The 18301-nt window shown below is 62.7% G+C and carries 22 protein-coding genes; 12 read left to right on the forward strand and 10 right to left on the reverse strand.

The genetic code is table 11. The features are described 5' to 3' along the window. Positions 1-58 precede the first annotated feature (58 nt). From AC0L26_RS00860 to AC0L26_RS00870, 3 genes are read left to right on the forward strand one after another with little or no spacing between them, the layout of a single operon-like run. Positions 59-688 (forward strand): DUF1285 domain-containing protein, encoded by a 630-nt coding sequence (locus AC0L26_RS00860; RefSeq protein WP_473631508.1) that lies wholly within the window; start codon positions 59-61, stop codon positions 686-688. Between the two features lie 47 nt (positions 689-735). Further along, the gene (locus AC0L26_RS00865) at positions 736-1368 is read left to right on the forward strand and encodes a CoA pyrophosphatase (RefSeq protein WP_473630830.1); all 633 of its coding nucleotides are present in this window, start codon (positions 736-738) and stop codon (positions 1366-1368) included. Next, on the forward strand, positions 1365-2633 hold the full coding sequence (locus tag AC0L26_RS00870) for a CCA tRNA nucleotidyltransferase (protein WP_473630831.1): 1269 nt from the start codon (positions 1365-1367) through the stop codon (positions 2631-2633). The genes AC0L26_RS00865 and AC0L26_RS00870 overlap by 4 nt, the downstream gene beginning before the upstream one ends. 5 nt (positions 2634-2638) lie before the next feature. On the opposite strand, the gene AC0L26_RS00875 is transcribed toward AC0L26_RS00870, so the two are convergent. The 3 genes from AC0L26_RS00875 to hemF form a co-directional block, all read right to left on the reverse strand. Next, positions 2639-2824 (reverse strand): DUF1059 domain-containing protein, encoded by a 186-nt coding sequence (locus AC0L26_RS00875; RefSeq protein ID WP_027024449.1) that lies wholly within the window; start codon positions 2822-2824, stop codon positions 2639-2641. 268 nt (positions 2825-3092) lie between these two features. Then, complete coding sequence (locus tag AC0L26_RS00880) at positions 3093-3353, reverse strand: DUF1344 domain-containing protein (RefSeq protein ID WP_473630832.1); 261 nt, start codon at positions 3351-3353, stop codon at positions 3093-3095. A 244-nt stretch (positions 3354-3597) separates the two neighbouring features. Continuing rightward, positions 3598-4512: an oxygen-dependent coproporphyrinogen oxidase gene (gene hemF / locus AC0L26_RS00885; protein ID WP_473630833.1), complete on the reverse strand. Its 915-nt coding sequence runs from the start codon at positions 4510-4512 to the stop codon at positions 3598-3600. Between the two features lie 105 nt (positions 4513-4617). Between hemF and AC0L26_RS00890 the strand changes: the two genes are divergently transcribed. After that, positions 4618-4875, forward strand: a complete 258-nt coding sequence (locus tag AC0L26_RS00890; protein WP_006202578.1) for a hypothetical protein — start codon at positions 4618-4620, stop codon at positions 4873-4875. On the opposite strand, the gene soxR is transcribed toward AC0L26_RS00890, so the two are convergent. Further along, the gene (gene soxR, locus AC0L26_RS00895; protein WP_473630834.1) at positions 4872-5318 is read right to left on the reverse strand and encodes a redox-sensitive transcriptional activator SoxR; all 447 of its coding nucleotides are present in this window, start codon (positions 5316-5318) and stop codon (positions 4872-4874) included. The two genes, AC0L26_RS00890 and soxR, sit on opposite strands and share 4 nt — an antisense overlap. A gap of 169 nt (positions 5319-5487) precedes the next feature. After that, on the reverse strand, positions 5488-5946 hold the full coding sequence (locus AC0L26_RS00900) for a tRNA (cytidine(34)-2'-O)-methyltransferase (RefSeq protein WP_473630835.1): 459 nt from the start codon (positions 5944-5946) through the stop codon (positions 5488-5490). 422 nt (positions 5947-6368) lie between these two features. On the opposite strand from AC0L26_RS00900, the gene AC0L26_RS00905 reads away from it, so the two are divergent. Genes AC0L26_RS00905 through AC0L26_RS00920 form a run of 4 tightly spaced genes read left to right on the forward strand, consistent with a single transcriptional unit; the run spans position 6369 to position 10954 of the window. Then, complete coding sequence (locus AC0L26_RS00905; protein WP_473630836.1) at positions 6369-6812, forward strand: hypothetical protein; 444 nt, start codon at positions 6369-6371, stop codon at positions 6810-6812. 28 nt (positions 6813-6840) lie between these two features. Beyond that, positions 6841-8715: an ABC transporter ATP-binding protein gene (locus AC0L26_RS00910; RefSeq protein ID WP_473631509.1), complete on the forward strand. Its 1875-nt coding sequence runs from the start codon at positions 6841-6843 to the stop codon at positions 8713-8715. A 10-nt stretch (positions 8716-8725) separates the two neighbouring features. Next, complete coding sequence (locus AC0L26_RS00915; RefSeq protein WP_473631510.1) at positions 8726-10609, forward strand: ABC transporter ATP-binding protein; 1884 nt, start codon at positions 8726-8728, stop codon at positions 10607-10609. Between the two features lie 30 nt (positions 10610-10639). Continuing rightward, positions 10640-10954 (forward strand): DUF6665 family protein, encoded by a 315-nt coding sequence (locus AC0L26_RS00920; RefSeq protein ID WP_473630837.1) that lies wholly within the window; start codon positions 10640-10642, stop codon positions 10952-10954. Between the two features lie 108 nt (positions 10955-11062). Here AC0L26_RS00920 and AC0L26_RS00925 read toward each other — a convergent pair whose 3' ends face one another. Then, a complete protein-coding gene (locus tag AC0L26_RS00925; protein ID WP_473630838.1) occupies positions 11063-11914 on the reverse strand; it encodes an alpha/beta fold hydrolase in 852 nt (283 codons plus the stop codon). Positions 11915-11998: 84 nt separating this feature from the next. After that, a complete protein-coding gene (locus AC0L26_RS00930; RefSeq protein ID WP_473630839.1) occupies positions 11999-12355 on the reverse strand; it encodes a cupin domain-containing protein in 357 nt (118 codons plus the stop codon). A gap of 301 nt (positions 12356-12656) precedes the next feature. Between AC0L26_RS00930 and petA the strand changes: the two genes are divergently transcribed. The 4 genes from petA (at position 12657) to AC0L26_RS00950 (ending at position 16143) form a co-directional block, all read left to right on the forward strand. Next, positions 12657-13217: a ubiquinol-cytochrome c reductase iron-sulfur subunit gene (petA, locus tag AC0L26_RS00935; RefSeq protein ID WP_354493214.1), complete on the forward strand. Its 561-nt coding sequence runs from the start codon at positions 12657-12659 to the stop codon at positions 13215-13217. A gap of 17 nt (positions 13218-13234) precedes the next feature. Next, complete coding sequence (locus AC0L26_RS00940; RefSeq protein WP_473630840.1) at positions 13235-14536, forward strand: cytochrome b; 1302 nt, start codon at positions 13235-13237, stop codon at positions 14534-14536. Positions 14537-14625: 89 nt separating this feature from the next. Continuing rightward, entirely contained in the window at positions 14626-15498 is an 873-nt protein-coding gene (locus AC0L26_RS00945) for a cytochrome c1 (protein WP_473630841.1), read from the forward strand. A 99-nt stretch (positions 15499-15597) separates the two neighbouring features. Next, the gene (locus AC0L26_RS00950; protein WP_473630842.1) at positions 15598-16143 is read left to right on the forward strand and encodes an adenine phosphoribosyltransferase; all 546 of its coding nucleotides are present in this window, start codon (positions 15598-15600) and stop codon (positions 16141-16143) included. Between the two features lie 49 nt (positions 16144-16192). On the opposite strand, the gene AC0L26_RS00955 is transcribed toward AC0L26_RS00950, so the two are convergent. From AC0L26_RS00955 to corA, 3 genes are all read right to left on the reverse strand, one after another. Beyond that, positions 16193-16663 carry a MaoC family dehydratase gene (locus AC0L26_RS00955; protein WP_473630843.1) on the reverse strand — a complete coding sequence of 157 codons (471 nt, stop codon included), beginning with the start codon at positions 16661-16663 and terminating at the stop codon, positions 16193-16195. Next, on the reverse strand, positions 16660-17121 hold the full coding sequence (locus AC0L26_RS00960) for a MaoC family dehydratase (RefSeq protein WP_473630844.1): 462 nt from the start codon (positions 17119-17121) through the stop codon (positions 16660-16662). Before AC0L26_RS00960 ends, AC0L26_RS00955 begins: the two co-directional genes overlap by 4 nt. Positions 17122-17221: 100 nt before the next feature. Beyond that, positions 17222-18196 carry a magnesium/cobalt transporter CorA gene (corA, locus tag AC0L26_RS00965; RefSeq protein WP_473630845.1) on the reverse strand — a complete coding sequence of 325 codons (975 nt, stop codon included), beginning with the start codon at positions 18194-18196 and terminating at the stop codon, positions 17222-17224. Positions 18197-18301 lie beyond the last annotated feature (105 nt).

Below are 18301 nucleotides of genomic sequence, written 5' to 3' on the forward strand. Positions count from 1 at the left end.
TGAATTTAAATCACAGACTTAGGCTGACAAGCGGAACAACAGTGACTATTTCGTGACCATGACGGAACGCGCCGAGGATCGTGAAGAGAGTTTGGCGGCAGCCACCGAGGCGCGCGGACTGGAGGCGCTGATCTCGCGTGCCGCCCGCGCGGGCAAGGGGCCGGCCCCGGTGGAGCGCTGGAATCCGGCCTTTTGCGGCGATCTCGACATGGAGATCAGGCAGGACGGCACCTGGTTCTACCTGGGCACGCCGATCGGTCGCATGCCGCTGGTGCAGCTGTTTTCGTCCGTGCTGCGCAAGGACGAAGACGGCAAGACCTATCTGGTGACGCCGGTCGAAAGGGTCGGCATCCGCGTCGTCGACGCGCCTTTCATAGCCGTCGAGATGGATGTTTGCGGCACCGGCGATGGCCAAGTCATCACCTTCCGCACCAATGTCGGCGACGTGGTAGAGGCCGGGCCGGACCATCCGCTGCGCTTCGTCGACGAGGACGCGACCGGTGGCCTGAAACCCTATGTGCTGGTGCGCGGGCGGCTGGAGGCGCTGGTGGCGCGGCCGGTCATGTACGAACTGGTCGGGCATGGCGAAGAGATCGACGTCGGCGGCAGAAGGATGTTTGCCGTCCGCTCGAAGGGCGCGATCTATCCGATCATGACGGCGGAAAAACTGCAGCGGCTGAGCGCATGATGGGCAGCGTACGATGGACCAGGTGACGCTATGGACCAAGTGACATTATGGACCAAGTGACAGGGGCGCCGTTTTCCGCCTGGGATTTTCGCGCACGTGTCGCGGCACAGCCGCTGGCGCATGCCGCCGACGATTACGGCGACCATCGCTTCAATCCTGGCCATCCGCGGTTGAAGCTGGCGAAGGCATTGCGCGATGCCGCCGTGCTGATCCCGGTGGTCGATCATGGACGCGACGCCACGGTCCTCCTGACCAAACGGGCGGAAAAGCTGCGCAACCATTCGGGGCAGGTGGCTTTTCCCGGCGGCACGATCGACCCCACCGATCCGAGCCCGGAGGCGGCGGCATTGCGCGAGACATTCGAGGAGATCGGGCTCGGCCAGGACCAGATCGAGATCATCGGCCGCATGCCCGATTATGTCTCCGGCAGCGGCTATCGCATCGCCCCGGTGCTGGGGATCGTGCGGCCGAGTTTTTCACTGACGCTGAATTCCGAGGAGGTAGATGCCGCCTTCGAGGTGCCGCTGCGCTTCCTGATGGACCCGGCCAACCATGGCCGCGACAGCCGCATGTGGAACGACCTGGAATGGTTCTTCTACGAGATGCCCTATGACGGTCAGCGCATCTGGGGCGTCACCGCCGGCATCATCCGCACGCTCTATGAAAGGCTCTATACGTGAGTGGCCGGGTGTCGCTCGCGGGCAAAGCCGACTGGCTCGGCGAAAAGCACCTGCAGCGCCTGCTGGCGGCGCTGGCCGATGGCGGCGAGGAGGCGCGTGTCGCCGGCGGCGCGGTGCGCAATGCGCTCATCGGCCAGCCGGTCGCCGACGTCGATATCGCCACCACTTGCCTGCCTGATGAGACTATCCGCCGCGCCGAGGCGGCGGGCTTCAAGGCCGTGCCGACCGGCATCGAGCACGGCACCGTCACGATTGTCGCCGGCGGGAAGCCATTCGAGGCGACCACGCTGCGTGCCGATATCGAGACCGACGGGCGGCGGGCAAAAGTGTCGTTCGGGCGCGACTGGAAGGCCGACGCGGAACGGCGCGATTTCACCATCAACGCACTCTATGCCGAGGCCGACGGCACGGTTGTCGACCTGGTCGGCGGCATTGCCGACGTCGAGGCGCGCCGGCTTCGCTTCATCGGCGATCCTGAAGCTCGTATCCGCGAGGATTATCTGCGCATCCTGCGCTTTTTCCGCTTCTTCGCCTGGTATGGCGACGGCCGGCCGGATGCCGAAGGGCTGAAGGCTTGCGCCCGGCTCAAAGAGGGGCTCAGCCAACTTTCGGTCGAGCGCGTCTGGTCCGAGCTGAAGAAGCTGCTGTCGGCGCCCGATCCATCGCGCGCCTTGCTGTGGATGCGCCAGGCCAGCGTGCTCACCAGCGTTCTGCCGGAAAGCGAGAAATGGGGCATCGATGCGATCCATGCGCTGACCAGGGCCGAAAAGGATCTGGGCTGGACGCCGGACCCGCTGCTCAGGCTGGAAGCGATCGTGCCGCCGGACGCCGCGCGAATGAAGACGCTCACCGAGCGGCTGAGATTCTCGGTCAGCCAAGCCGGCCGTCTCAGGCAGTGGGCGCTGACAGCGCCTGTCGAGCCGAAGACGACCGAGGCGGAACTCGCAAAACGGCTCTATCGTGGCGATCATCAGGGCTTTGTCGATCGTTTGCGGCTGTCGCTCGCTTCGGCTCGAGCCCGCGCGGTCGAGGACAATGACGCGCTGCTCGAAGCCGGCGGCTTCTCGCGCCTGCTGACCTTCGCCGGAAAGTGGAAAAAGCCCGTTTTTCCGCTCAAGGGCGCCGATCTGACGACACTTGGCGCGGCGCCCGGGCCGAAACTCGGCGCAACCTTGAAAAACCTCGAAAACGAGTGGATCGAGTCCGGCTTTGCGCTGGATCGCGGCGCGCTCCTCGGGCGCGCCGCAGAAGCACTCGAAAGTTAAGCAAATCAGGCCGCGTCGCGGGCCTTTTCGATGCGCGAACGGATGGCTTCGATCATCGTCTCGCGAATAATCGTCTCGCCGTGCGTCTCGCGCATGTGCTCGACCGCACGACGCATGACTTCAGCTTCCTCTTCGGCGCGCGTATGCCAGTCACAACCCGGAACGAGCGAGCCGCAGTGGAATTCCTTCATCGGATTTCTCCTTTTCCTCCTCGGAGCGCCGCGCACTCGCTGAATGCGGAAGCTCCAGCACCTTTGATCGACGCATGATCCCTGTCGAGACCGGGTATCGGTTTCGGGTCATGCGCTGGCCAAGCAAGCATAACACGATTGAGTGGCTTTGGTTGCCGCACGACCGAAAAGGCGGAGCAGCGCTGCTCCGCCCTCTTACGCTACCCCGGAGACAAGACTGTGTCTTGCTCTGGAGGCAAGACCTCGTCTTGCTTCAGCGGGCAGGCCGTCACTTCACGATCCTGACTGCCTCGGCAATTTTGCTCTTGCCGCTCATGTCCCACGAAACGCGAACCTTTTCGCCGACCTTCAGGCCAGGATCCTTGAAGGCCTTGGGCAGCGTAAAGGTAGATCCGTCATCTAGAACAAGGCTCATAGCCGTTCCATCATAGACCTTGACTGTGCCCGTGGTGTGCTTGACCGCTGCGAAGGCAGCGTCACCAGAGGCAAGAACGGCAACAGCCGCAGCCGACATAATAAGCTTGCGCATGGCATGCTCTCCTGGAAAATGAGGGCACTTGAAAAGGTGCCTCACTCGATCATAGGCCGTCCGGTCGCGTCGGGTCGCGGTTCTGGAGGAGGCGAGAACCGCCGGCGTTTCCCGGCCCGAAGCGAAAAATAGTCCTGTTTTTTCAAAGGGATATTAGACGAAAAAGATATTCTCTGTGCCACATTCGCCGCCAGAATCCAGCGATTTGGACCTGAATGCGGCTCACGTCCAGCTCACCGAGATTTTACGGCCATTTCACCTCTGGCGGCAGGCTGGACAGGATCGAGGCTACGTTGCCGCCGGTCTTCAGCCCGAAGATGGTGCCGCGATCGTGAAGCAAGTTGAATTCGACATAGCGGCCACGGCGGATCAGCTGTTCTTCGCGATCGCCGTCGGTCCAGTTATCGTTGAAATTGGCCCGCACCAGATGTCCGTAGACGACGAGAAAAGCGCGCCCGACATCCTGGACGAAGTTGAAATCGGCGTTCCAGCCGCCTTTGTCCTCGTCCGAATGCAACCAGTCGAAGAAAATGCCACCGGTGCCGCGCGGTTCATTGCGGTGCGGCAGATAGAAATACTCGTCGCACCAGGCCCTGAATTTCGCGTGGTCGGCCACCGCCGGATGCTTGTCGCAGGCGAATTGCATGGCGCGGTGGAAGGCAACCGTGTCCGGGTCGTCCTGGGTGCGGCGGCGGTCGAGCACCGGCGTCAGGTCGGCGCCGCCGCCGAACCAGTGGCGCGAGGTGACGACCATGCGCGTGTTCATGTGCACGGCCGGCACGTTGGCGTTCCAAGGATGGGCGATCAGCGAAATGCCGCTCGCCCAGAAGCGCGGGTCTTCCTCGGCGCCCGGCATCTGCTTCCTGAACTCCGGCGAGAATTCGCCATAGACGGTAGAGGTGTGGACGCCGATCTTCTCGAACACGCGGCCATGCATCATCGACATCATGCCGCCGCCGCCCTTGCCGGCGTCCCGCTCCCACGGCGTCTTTTCGAAGTGGCCGGGCGACCATGAGGCCTGCGGCCCCTGCAGGTCCTGCTCGATCTGCTCGAAAGTGGCGCAGATGCGCTCGCGCAACGTCTCGAACCACAGCCGCGCCTCCATCTTCTTCTGTTCGATGTCGGCCGGCAGCCCCGCCGCTATTTCGGGTCGTAGCAAATGCTGTCTCCGGTTGCGGGGCGCGCCCCGACAAATGACTCGTCTTTTCCGGCCGCGATCCCTAATCTCTTGGATGCAAGGGTCAAGTGTGAATGGAGTTCTTTCGTGCGCACCCCGGCAAGACCGCCGCTGGATGGCCTGAAGAAGAGGCTCGACCGTTCGCGCGCCGAGCGCGAGCGCATGCCGCGCGACGGCTTCCTGCGCGAGACTTTCGTCCTGCCGCGCTCCGATGCGCGGCTCAAGGCGAAGGAGTGGTTCGAGCGCTTTCCCAAGCAGGCCTACTGGACCGAGATCGAAAGCTGGTTCGAGCGGCCGGGCGACGTCATCGAATTCACCATCAGGCGATTGCCCGCGGCCGATTAACGAGCGACCAGCAACCGCCTTGCTCCCGGGCCTTGAGCGCTCAATCGGTCTTCCTTGTTCCGCAGCGGGCACTTGTCGATCGACATGCAGCCGCAGCCGATGCAGTCGGTCAGCCCGTCGCGCAGCTTCTTCAGCTGGGCAATCTTCTGATCGAGCTGGTCGCGCCAGGCCGTTGAAAGCAGGTTCCAGTCCTCGCGCGTCGGCGTGCGGCCTTCAGGCAGCGCTTCAAGTGCGGCACCGATCTCGGCCAGCGAGATGCCGACCTCTTGCGCGATCCTGATGATCGCCACACGCCTCAGCACGTCGCGGCCGTAGCGCCGCTGGTTGCCTAATGTGCGGTGGCTGCGGATCAGTCCGCGCGCCTCGTAGAAATGCAGCGCCGACACTGCCACGCCGCTTCGCGCCGCCACTTGACCGACCGTCAATTCCGTCACCGCAGCCATTCGAATTTTCCGCTTGACCTCAAGTTAAGTTGAGCTTGTAACCAAGAAACTCTTGATATGCAAACCGCAGGAGAAGGCGATGTGCGCCTGGGTGAGAGTGACAAGAGATGGTGTGGTTGTCGGCCAGAAAGCCGCGATAAACGTTGCGCCGACCGAGGGTCTGCAAATCCTATCCGAGCTGCCGGATCGCCTCGCCGGTCACCATGGCGACCGAGAGCGCGACGTTGATGCTGCGCGCGGCGGCTTGCATCGGGATGATCAGTCGCGCGTCCGCCGCCTCGTGGACAGAATCCGGTACGCCTGCGGATTCGCGGCCGAACAGAAGGACGTCATCGTCGGCGAAGACGAAATCCGTATAGGCGGTCGCAGCTTTGGTCGACAGCAGCACCAGCCGCCGCGCTTCGCCTCTGCGCCAGTTCTCGAAGGCGTACCAATCGACATGCCGGGAAAGCCGCGCCATTTCGAGATAATCCATGCCGGCTCGTTTCAGCGCCCGGTCGGAGAGCGGGAAGCCGGCCGGTTCGATGATGTCGACGCCGAGACCGAGGCAAGCGGCGAAACGCAGGATTGTCCCGGTGTTGCCGGCGATATCCGGCTGGTAGAGCGCGATGCGGAGACGGTCGTTCATTTCCACGCCATTTTGATCCGTGGCAGATCGGCCACAGAGGTCGCGCGGTTTTGGAAATTGCTGGACTGGCGGGTGGTCATTTTTTTCGAAGTCGGTTATACGCCGGGCATTGTCAACCCGAACCGATGGAGGGGTAATTCATGATGATCATGTACATCCAGCGCCCCTCTTGTGGGCTTACCAGCCTGCCGGCGGTTTCGGTACGACGATTCTCCTGACCTTTTAGACTTCGATCGCACCGATTCTTAGCCGAAACTTTTTTCGGTCTTCGAAGGAATCCTGCGATGTTTTTCAAGCTGTCGAAGGGGCTGAACGCCCCGCCTGAACACGCCTTTGTTCAATCCTCGCCTTTCGCCGGCCGTTCGCCCGCGAACAGGCCGGATTCAGCGTTTTTCCTACACTTTCACACGGAGGACGGACCGATGTTCGATCCCTGCAGAATTCCCGGTTCAAGAAGCCTGCACGAGCGCAGGATGGCGACCTGGGCGCTTTTGATCGGCGAAACCTATTCGTCGGCGGTTCACGCCGAGACCCGTCGGCGCCCACATCGCGGCATGCTGCCGGACGTCGATTTCTCGCGCGCGGTTCCCGACCGCAGCCGGCCGTCGCTGGTGCGCCGCATTATCAGACTGATCCGGCCTGGCGCAAAGACAGGCGCGAAACTCCGGGTCGTCGACACCGCGCTGTCAGGATCGCCAAACGAGCCTGTCGGCGAAAAGACTGCGACGTCCTATATTGCGCGAAGCAGGATCGGCGGCCCGGATGATTCGGGGACGCCGATCTTTGCCGCCACGCGATCCCAGGATGTTCCACGTTTCCAGAACGTTACGCGCTCCCAGGACGCCACGAGCTCCCGCGCCGCGTGAGCGAAAACAGCATATGAGTACCAAGACAATGTTCCGCTGGTTTGAAAGAAGGCTCGATCCATTCCCCGCCGAGGAACCGGTCGAGCCGCCGAAGACGCTGATCGCCTTTTGCGTGCACTATACGCGCGGCGCCTGGCCCTACATCGCTCTCGATGCGGTGCTGGTGACGGCTATTGCCGTCGCCGAGGTGTGGATGTTCGGCTTCATGGGCCGGATCGTCGACTGGCTGTCGGTGCAGAATCGCGAGACGTTCCTGCAGACCGAGGGCTGGAACCTCGCCGCCATGGCGTTCATCGTGGTTTTTGCCTTGCCGGCGACGGTCTGGTTCCATTCGCTCCTCAACCAGCAGACGCTGATGGGCAACTATCCGATGCGTATCCGCTGGCAGGTGCATCGCTACTTACTCAAACAGTCGATGAGCTTCTACCAGGACGAGTTCGCCGGGCGCATCGCGACCAAGCTGATGCAGACCGCGCTCGCGGTGCGTGAGTGCGTCATCAAGCTTATCGACGTGCTCAATTATATCGTCGTTTATTTCCTCGGCATGCTGTTCATCGTCGGCTCGGCCGACTTGCGGCTGGCGGCACCGCTTGGCGTCTGGCTTGCCGGCTATGTCTTGCTCCTGCGCTACTTCATTCCGCGCTTGGGCAAGGTCGGCGAGGAGCAGGCCAATGCGCGCTCGACCATGACCGGCCGCGTCGTCGACAGCTACTCCAATATCCAGACGGTGAAGCTGTTCTCGCACGCACGTCGCGAAGCGTCCTTCGCCCGGGAAGGCATGGCCGGCTTTCTCGACACGGTGTACCGGTCAATGCGGCTGGTGACGCAGCTCTACGGCCTGCTCTACATCCTGAACTCGCTGCTGTTGTTTTCGATCACCGCGATCTCGCTGTGGCTGTGGCTCGGCCACGCGGTGACGATCGGCGCCGTCGCCCTGGTCATCGGCCTCGTGCTTCGGCTGTGGGGCATGTCGCAATGGATCATGTGGGAGATGTCCGCCTTGTTCGAGAACATCGGCACTGTGCAGGACGGCATCAGCTCGATCTCGCTGCCGCGCCTCGTCGAAGACAGGCCTGGGGCCAAGGATATTGCCGTGACCAAGGGCGAGATCCGTTTCGAGGACATCCGCTTCCACTACGGCAAGCAGAAGGGCATCATCGAAAGCCTGTCGCTGACGGTGAAGCCGGGCGAAAAGGTCGGCATCGTCGGCCGCTCGGGCGCCGGCAAGTCGACACTGGTCAACCTTCTGTTGCGCTTCTACGACCTCGAAGCTGGCCGGATCCTGATCGACGGCCAGGAAATCGCGGCGGTGGCGCAGGATTCGCTGCGTGCTCAGATCGGCATGGTCACCCAGGACACCTCGCTGCTGCATCGTTCGGTGCGCGAGAACATCCTGTACGGCCGGCCGGACGCCAGCAACGAGATGCTGGTAGAGGCAGCACGCCGGGCCGAGGCGCTTGATTTCATATCGAGGCTTTCGGACGCCAGTGGCCGCACGGGTTTCGACGCGCACGTCGGCGATCGCGGCGTCAAATTGTCCGGCGGCCAGCGGCAACGCATTGCCATTGCCCGCGTTATGCTGAAGGACGCGCCGATCCTCATTCTCGACGAAGCGACGTCTGCGCTCGATTCCGAGGCCGAGGCGGCCATCCAGGAGAATCTCTACAAGCTCATGCAAGGCAAGACCGTCATCGCCATCGCGCACCGGCTCTCGACCATCGCAGCGATGGACCGGCTCGTCGTCATGGACAAGGGCCGCGTCATCGAGGAAGGTTCGCATGAGCAACTCGTCGCCAGCGGCGGGCTTTATGCGCAGCTTTGGCAGCGCCAGTCGGGCGGCTTCCTGCTCGACGACGGCGCCGCCGCCAACGACGCCATCGTCAAGGGTCAAGCAGCCGAATGATGGCAGCCGCATGATGATTGCCGTCTATCGCTGGTTCGAGAACTGGGTCTATCCATTCAGGGAGCCCGCGGACCTTCGGCCACCGGTCAGCGTCAGGGGGTTCCTCTGGCACTATGTTGGCCAGGCGAAGGTCGCCTTCTTCGCCATGCTGCTCATTGGCGGCATCGCGCCGCTGGTCGAGGCTGGACTGTTCTACTTCGTCGGGCGGCTGGTCGACATTCTCGACCAGCTCCCCGGCGAGCGCAGCTGGGACGCGCTATGGACTGCCGCCGGTCCCGAACTTGTCTTCATGGCCGTCGTGGTGCTGGTCATCCGCACCATCGTCGTCGGCCTGGCGGCGCTGGTCGACGAGCAGACGATCACGCCCGGCTTCTACAATCTGGTGCGCTGGCAGGCTCACCGCCATGTCTCGCGCCAGTCCTACGCCTTTTTCCAGAACGATTTCGCCGGCCGCATCGCGACCAAGGTCTGGCAGGCAGGGCAGGCGACCGGCGATTTGATGGAAAGCTTCATCGAGGTCGTCTGGTTCATGGTCGTCTATACGGTGACGACGCTGGTTCTGGTCGCCAGCCTCGATCTCAGGCTGGCGGTGCTGGTGGTGATCTGGATCACCGCCTTCGGCTGGCTGGCCAAGCGCTATGTGCCGGCGATCCGCAAGCATGCCGAGGCAACCGCCGAGGCCGGTTCGATGATCAACGGCCGCATCGTCGATTCTTATTCGAACGTGCAGACGCTGAAGCTGTTCTCTGCCGACGGCGACGACCGCTACATCAGGAGCGGTTTCGATATCTATCTCGACGCACTGCGGCCGTTCACCCGCCGGCTGACCGGCGTGCGCATGGCGCTGACGACGCTGTCGGGGATCATGATCACGGCGATCGCCTGTTTTGCCGTCTATCTCTGGGTCGAAGGCTCGATCACCGTAGGCGCCGTCGCCTTCACGCTGTCGCTGGTGCTGCGGCTCAACATGCTGCTCGGCAGGCTGATGATGCAGCTCAACAGCATCCTACGGAACCTCGGCGTGCTGGAAAACTCCAAGGCGCTGATCTCGCAGCCGCTCGGCCTGACCGATGCGCCCGACGCCAGGGAGCTTGTGGTAAGCGGCGGCCGGATCGACGTGAAGAATGTCGAGTTCCACTACGGCAAGGGGTTCGGCGTACTCAACGGCATCGACCTTGTCGTGCGGCCGGGCGAGAAGGTCGGACTGGTCGGGCCGTCCGGCGCCGGCAAGACGACGCTGGCCAATCTGATCCTACGCCTCTACGACCTAGAGGGCGGAAAAATAACGATCGACGGCCAGGATGTTGCCAAAGTCACGCAGAATTCTCTGCGCGCCCATATCGGCGTCGTCAGCCAGGATACCGCACTGTTCCATCGCTCGCTTCGCGACAACATCAAGCTCGGCATGCCCGACGCGACCGACGCCGAGGTAATCGCGGCCGCCAAGAAGGCCGAGGCGCACGACTTCATCCTCGACTTGCGCGACAATCGCGATCGCCAGGGCTACGAGGCCTTTGTCGGCGAGCGTGGGGTGAAATTGTCCGGCGGCCAGCGTCAGCGCGTCGCGATCGCCCGCGTCTTCCTCAAGGACGCGCCGATCCTGATACTCGACGAAGCGACGTCGGCGCTCGATTCCGACATCGAGGCGGCCATACAGGAAAATCTGGCGAGGCTGATGGAGAACAAGACGGTCATCGCCATCGCGCACCGGCTGTCGACCATCGCGGCACTCGATCGCCTGGTGGTGCTCGACGGCGGCCGCATCGTTGAACAAGGCACGCATGACGAACTGGTCGCACTCGACGGGCTTTATGCGCGGCTGTGGAAGCGGCAGTCGGGCGGCTTCCTGTTCAACGAAGAGAGCGTGCTGGAGGCGACGCGGCCGGCGGAATAGGGCCAGATTTCAGCAAGACCGGAGTGGACCATGTCGGTGCGAATGCCATCGAATTTCGGACGGTCGGGAGCGCAGGAGAGCGCACTCGACTTGCTCGGCCATGAAATCCTCGGCGAAAAGGCAGCGGCGCTCGGCCGCGCCGGCCGACGCGTGGATGAAACGCTGGCGAGGTTGCGCGAACATGGCGACGATGGCGAACAGCGTGCCCGGCTGCTCAAGGATGCCGCGGAGGCCGTCCACGGCTATTTCATCCAGCGCGAACTGTGCGGCTTGCGCAAGCACGACGCGGTGATCCGGGAATACAACATCCCAAAAGCCGTGCTGGCCAGGCTCGGCGCCAGATAGGCATTCGGCGCCTGCAGCTCAAAGCGCGACGCGCTTTAATGTTGCATCCTCGTCCCAAAGCCGCCGCGCACCTTTGGTCAAGCCGGGCATGCTTTTGGGCACATGCCTTTAGCGGACTTTTTCGCGGAAGCGCATGAGCCGTTCGACAAGCGCCCCCGGATTCTCGTCGGCGGCGAAATGGCCGCTGTCAGGAATGATGCCGCATTCGATATTGGTGAGCCCCGCAGAACGAAGACCCTCCAGATAATCCTCGATAGCGCCGGGCTCGGCCGACCCTCTGAGATACAGCACGGGCACGTCGATCCGGGCCTTCGGCGTCGTTGTGTTCTCCCTGGCGTCGACGGCGAAGGCGCGATACCAGTCGAAACCGGCCTTCAGGCTTTCGGGGCGGGAATAGGCTTCGGCGTAGATGTCTCGCGCTTCGGACGAAATAGCGGAGCCATCTTTGCTCAGAGCGTCGAAGAAGAAATCGAAATAGGCGCGCTCACGACCGGCCACGAGTTCCTCGGGGAGCCTTGGCACGGCATGAAACCCGAAATGCCAGATCTGCGGATTGCGGATCACTTCCTCCCACGGCGATATGCCGGGAATGGCGACATCCATGATCACCGCACCAGCAAGAGCATCGCGATGATTGCGGAGCATTGAATATACGACCTGCCCGCCGACGTCATGACCAACCACCACTGGCCGGTCCAGCATGAAAGCGTCGGCGACACTTTTCATGAGCCTCGCGAGGGTCTTCTTGTCACCGGCCTTCGGGGCACCGAATGAGCCGCCAATGCCCGGCAGATCGGGAGCGATGACGTGGTATTTTTGCGATAGTCGCTCCATCGCCGGCTCGAAGGCATGGGAGCTTTGCGGCCAGCCATGCAGCAGGAGAAAGGCTGGCGCTGCCATCGGGCCCGCCTCGCGAACGGCGATCGTCAGGCCTTCGACCTCTATGCTGCGTCCAGGCATTCGCGTTACCTTTGGATGCGGATGCCGATGATCTAACGCGCGCTTTGGCTGTGGCCAGACCCACCACATGGCAGCGCCGCGCGTCTATTCCAGCCATTCAGTGATGAAGCTGCCGTTTTCGTGGATGTCGGTGGTCTCGAGCGGGCCTGGGCCGAGATTGGTGAATTTGTGCGGCGTGTCCGGCGGCACGATCAGGATCTGGCCGGCCGATGCCTCGATCTGCCGGTCGCCGACAGTGAACAGCCCGGTGCCGGCGCGGATGATGAATATCTCGCAATAGGGATGCGTGTGCAGCCGCGGGCCGCCGCCGATCTCCGGCAGATAGTTGAAGATCAGGCAGCTTTTGGAGCCGTAGGCGCCGCACTGCAGTTCGCCTTGCCAATGGTCGGACCGGCGGTCGGACGCCCCGGCCCATTTGTCGCGGTCGATGACATGCGCCATGGGCCGAGGATAGACCGGGGACGGGTCTCCTGTCGAGGTAACCGCAGGTGCCGGTTTTGCCGTTGTTTTCCTGTGGTTTGGCCGTCTTCGTCGGCGTGCCTCCCGACGCCGATTTGCGTCCCCGCGACAATCTGCCCTTGTGCCTTCACCCGTCTGGACAAAAACAGGCTTCACGCATAAACCGAAGTCCAAATGCCGGAGGAATTCGCTAGCCTGTTCGCCATGCGCTGTCGGGTTGGCGTGAATGAGCGGGGAACAAGGCTCGCCACCGGCACGGAAGAGGCGAAAGGATCAGGCACCCGTGAGCGCAACCGACACCCAGGATCCCAACCGTCGTGATTTTCTCTACGTCGCCACCGGCATGGCGGCAGTGGTCGGCGCGGGTGCCGTCGCCTGGCCGTTCATCGACCAGATGCGCCCGGATGCCTCGACGCTGGCGCTGGCCTCGGTCGAGATCGACGTCTCTTCGCTGACGCCGGGAACGTCGCTTGTCGTGAAATGGCGCGGTAAGCCGGTGGTCGTGCGCAACCGCACCGAACAAGAGATGAAGGACGGCGAGGCGGTCAATCTGGCCCAGCTCAAGGATCCGCTGGCCCGTAACGCCAATCTGCCGGCCGACGCACCGGCGACGGACGCCAACCGCACCATGCCCGGCAAGGAAGCCTGGATGGTAATGGTCCAGGTCTGCACCCATCTCGGCTGCATTCCGCTTGGCCAGGAAGGCGAGTTCGGCGGCTGGTTCTGCCCGTGCCATGGTTCGGTGTACGACACCGCCGGCCGCGTCCGCGGGGGGCCGGCGCCGGAGAACATGGCGGTGCCGGTGTTCCAGTTCATTTCCGACACCAAGATCCGTATCGGCTGAGGCGAGGGGACATTTCGATGAGCGAGGGACACTCGACCTACACGCCCAAGACCGGGATCGGACGCTGGTTTGACGCCCGCATGCCGCTGCCACGGCTGGTCTATGACAGCTTCGTCGCCTATCCGGTGCCGCGCAATCTCAACTATGCGTGGACCTTCGGCGGCATCCTGGCGCTCATGCTGGCGGCGCAGATGCTGACCGGCATCGTGCTGGCCATGCACTATGCGGCAGACAGCACGCTCGCCTTCGATTCGGTCGAAAAGATCATGCGCGACGTGAATTCGGGCTGGCTGCTGCGTTATCTGCATTCGAACGGCGCGTCGTTCTTCTTCGTCGCCGTGTACATCCACATCTTCCGCGGCCTCTACTACGGTTCGTACAAGGCGCCGCGCGAGCTTCTGTGGATCCTTGGCTGCATCATCTACCTGCTGATGATGGCGACGGGCTTCATGGGCTATGTGCTGCCCTGGGGGCAGATGAGCTTCTGGGGCGCGACCGTCATCACCGGCTTCTTCAGCGCCATCCCGCTGGTCGGCGACTGGATCCAGCAGCTTTTGCTCGGCGGCTTCGCCGTCGACAATCCAACGCTGAACCGCTTCTTTTCGCTGCACTATCTCTTGCCGTTCATGATCGCCGGCGTCGTCGTGCTGCATATATGGGCACTGCATGTGGTCGGCCAGTCGAACCCTACCGGCATCGAAGTCAAGTCGAAGACCGATACCGTCGCCTTCACCCCTTATGCGACCATCAAGGACGCCTTCGGGATGCTCGTGTTCCTGTTCATCTTCGCCTATTTCGTCTTCTATCTGCCGAACTTTCTCGGCCACCCGGACAACTACATAGTCGCCGACCCGCTGAAGACGCCTGCCCATATCGTGCCGGAATGGTACTTCCTGCCGTTCTACGCGATCCTGCGCGCCATCACTTTCAATATCGGGCCGATCAACTCCAAGCTCGGCGGCGTGCTCGCGATGTTCGGCTCGATTGCCATGCTGTTCCTGGTGCCGTGGCTCGACACCTCGAAGGTGCGCTCGGCGGTCTACCGGCCCTGGTACAAGCTGTTCTTCTGGCTGTTCGTGATCGATGCCGTCCTGCTTGGCTGGCTGGGTTCGCAGCCGGCCGAAGGCAGCTATGTCTTCATGGCGCAAATGGCGACATTGTTCTACTTCGCGTTCTTCCTGGTGGTGCTGCCGGTGCTGGGCCTGGTCGAAACGCCGCGGCGGCTGCCGAATTCGATCACCGAGGCGGTGCTTGAGAAAAACAAGGGCGGCGGCGGACATCCGGCTGGCGCGACGGCCGCACCGGAAACCAAGGGCTGAGCATGATCCTGAACAGTGGAGACCGGTTTTCGGACAAGATCATGCTCGAGATGACGACGGCGCGGCAGAGAATCTCAAGGGGATTTGGCATGAAGAAGATTCTCACCTCGCTGGCGCTGCTCGGCCTAGTCTTGGCAGGCGCTGGCGCTGCGACCACCGGGGCCATCGCCCAGGAAGAGGCGCACAACGAAGCCGCGCCGACGCATTTCCCGATACACGAGCCGAAGGAGATGGACTGGAGCTTCGCCGGGCCGTTCGGCACCTACGACAAGGCACAGTTGCAGCGCGGGCTGAAGGTCTACAAGGAAGTCTGCGCGGCCTGCCATTCGATGAAGTTGGTGGCGTTCCGCACGCTGGAGGATCTTGGCTACTCGGAAGCGCAGGTCAAGGCGCTGGCGGCAGAGTACACGATCAATGACGGTCCCAACGATGCCGGCGACATGTTCGATCGTCCCGGCATACCGTCCGACCATTTCCCGGCGCCGTTCCCCAACGATCAGGCAGCAGCGGCCGCTAATGGCGGGGCTGCCCCGCCCGACATGTCGCTGCTGGCCAAGGCACGCGGCGTCGAGCGCGGCTTTCCGCGTTTCGTCTTCGACATCTTCACCCAATACGCCCAGGGCGGTCCCGACTATATCCACTCGCTGCTGACCGGCTATGACGAGCAGCCGCCGGCGGGCATGGAGATACCGGAGGGCACGCACTACAATCCCTACTTCATAGCCGGCGTGTCGCTGAAGATGCCCAAGCCGCTTTCCGACGATCAGGTGACCTATGACGACGGCTCTCCGCAGACCGTCGACCAGTATTCCCGCGACGTGTCGGCCTTCCTGATGTGGGCAGCCGAGCCGCATCTGGAAGCCCGCAAGAAGACCGGCTTTCGCGTGCTGGTCTTCCTGCTGCTGTTCGGCGCGCTGGTCTATCTGACCAAGCGCAAGGTGTGGGCCGGCGTGGCGCACTGACCGGTACTGAAAGAACGAAAATGCCCGGGGCGCCGAAAGGCGCCCTTTTCTTTTCGGCCGCTTACCGGCAAAACTGTACCGCAACGGAATCTCCGCCTCATGAAATCTTCGCTCGAAGACACGCTGCTTGCTGCGATCCGCACCATTCCCGACTACCCCAAGCCGGGCATCCTGTTTCGCGATATCACTACGCTGCTCGGCAATGCGCGCGCCTTTCGCCGCGCCATCGACGAACTGGTGCACCCCTATGCCGGCGAGAAGATCGACAAGATCGCCGGCATCGAGGCGCGCGGCTTTATTCTCGGCGGGGCTATCGCCCATCAGCTCTCGGCCGGCTTCGTGCCGATCCGCAAGAAGGGCAAGCTGCCTTACGAGACGGTGCGCGTCGCCTACAGCCTCGAATACGGGCTGGACGAGATGGAGATGCACAAGGACGGCGTGTCTCCGGGCGAGAAGGTCATCCTCGTCGACGATCTGATCGCCACCGGCGGCACGGCGGAAGCGGCGGTCAAGCTTCTCAGACAGATCGGCGCCGACATCCTCGCCGCCTGTTTCGTCATCGACCTGCCGGACCTTGGCGGCCGCGACAAGCTCGAAGCACTCGGCGTGCCGGTCAGGACGCTGATCGGGTTTGAGGGGCATTGATGCGCTTTTTCCTTCTCCCACAACAAAGGGGAGAAGGTAAGCCGCGCTCTCACCCCACCTTCACCAACACCGCACTTTCGAGCTCGATAACCTTGTCGCCGGTCGAATCGAAAGCCTCCGAGCGCAGCGTCAATAATCGCCAGCCCGGCCGCGATGCGATGGGGCGGTGGGTAAGCGCGGTGCGGGTGAAGGTTACGGTTTCTCCTGCATAGACGGGCTTCAGCCATTTGAGATTCTTGAAACCGGGCGAGGGGCCGAATTCGGGCGCAGGCCCAGCGCCGGCCCAGCGCGCGCCCTCGGCCTCCACACCGGTTTCGAGGTTCAATTTCATCCAGGTTGCCGCTGTGTGCCAACCCGAGGCGCACAGGCCACCGAACACGCTCTTCTTCGCCGCCTCTTCGTCGAGATGGAATATCTGCGGATCGTATTTCCGGGCGAACGCCTTGATCGACTCGGGTTCGAATGTGTGGGAACCGAGGGTGACGGTGGCGCCGATGCGAAAGAACTCGTCGAGGCTCACGCGCTGGCCCCTCGGGTCAGGAACATCACGGTATTCTCAAGTTCGAAGACGCCTTCGCCACGCTGGTTGAAAAGCTCGCTGCGCATGGTGACGAGGCCGATCTGGGGCTTGGATCTGGACAGGCGCTTGGCAAGGACGGTGGTGTTGCCGCTCAAAACGTCGCCGGCCAGCACCGGCCTTTTCCATTTGACGTGGTCGACACCGGGGGCGCCTTGCGAGGTCGAGTCCAGCAGGAAAGCGTCGCACAGCATGCGCATGAACATCGCGCATGTGTGCCAGCCGGAGGCCGCCAGCCCGCCAAGGATGCTGGCCTTGCCCGCTGCCTCGTCGAGATGCATCGGCTGCGCATCGAATTCCTGCGCGAATTCGATGATCTCGGCCGCGCTCACCAGCTTCGTGCCGAGGTCGAGCGAGGCTCCCTCGACGAAATCCTCATAGGCCCAGGTCTTTCCGGTCATGGTCTGGAATCCGGTTCAAGATTGTACGATCCCAAGGGATCGGCGTTCCCGGATGCAGGCCGGACAGCCTTTGGTCAAGAGATTTCTAGCCAAGCCTTGGTCAGAGCCAGCCGCGGCGGCGGAAATACCAGAACGGAAGGATCGCCGACAGGATCATCAAGCCGATGGCGAACGGGTAGCCGAAATGCCAGCTCAGCTCGGGCATGACATTGAAATTCATGCCGTAGATCGACGCCACCAGCGTCGGCGGCAGGAAGATGACCGCGGCGACGGAGAAGATCTTGATGATGGCGTTCTGCTCGATCGAGATCATGCCGAGCGTCGCGTCGAGCAGGAAGTTGATCTTCTGCGACAGGAAGGTGGCGTGGTCGGCAAGCGACAGCACATCGCGCGACAGGGTCTTGATGCGCGCGCGGACGTCCTTGCTCATCTTAGTCTGGGCCGAGGCGTGGGTGAGAAAGCCGGCCAGCCGCTGTAGCGAGATCAGGCTGTCGCGGATCGAGGAGGCGATGTCCTCCTTGCGGCCGATGGCTTTCAGCAATTCCTGGAAGTCGCGGTTGCGCTTGGAAGCCTTGGTCGACCTTGCCTCGAAAATATCGCGCGAGATCGCCTCGATGTCGCGGCCGGCGCGCTCCAGAATGTCGGCAAGGCGGTCGACGATCGCCTCCAGCAGGCCGATCAGGATGGTGTCGCTGCTGGTGCAGCCGGTCGCCACCTTTTCGGCGCGCAGCGGAAAGGTCGTGAAGGCCTTGGGCTCGTGGTAACGCACGGTGATCAGCCTGTTGCCGGCCAGCACGAAGGTGACCGGCGACATCAGAGGATCGTCGGCCTCGGTCTGGGCCGGCAGCGTGGCGGTCATGAAATAGGCGCCGTCCTCGATATAGAGGCGGCTCGAAATCTCGATCTCCTCCATCTCCTCGCGCGTCGGGATGGCAACGCCGAGCCAGGTCTCGATCGTCGCTTCCTCCTCCTTTGTCGGGTTCAGAAGATCGGCCCAGACGATCCTGTCGCTGTTTGCCAAGAGATCGTCAGCGAGGCGCAGTCGATCATTGTCCACGACGAATGCCTTGATCATCGCCGGGTCTCCCTTGCTGTGGCCAAAGAGCGGTGCGTTCGATAGCTGCGTCGTTTCGGATTGCACGGGACGGGTGCTTTCGATGAAAGCACGTGCTGGGTGCAG

This window comes from Mesorhizobium sp. WSM4823, assembly GCF_055811195.1.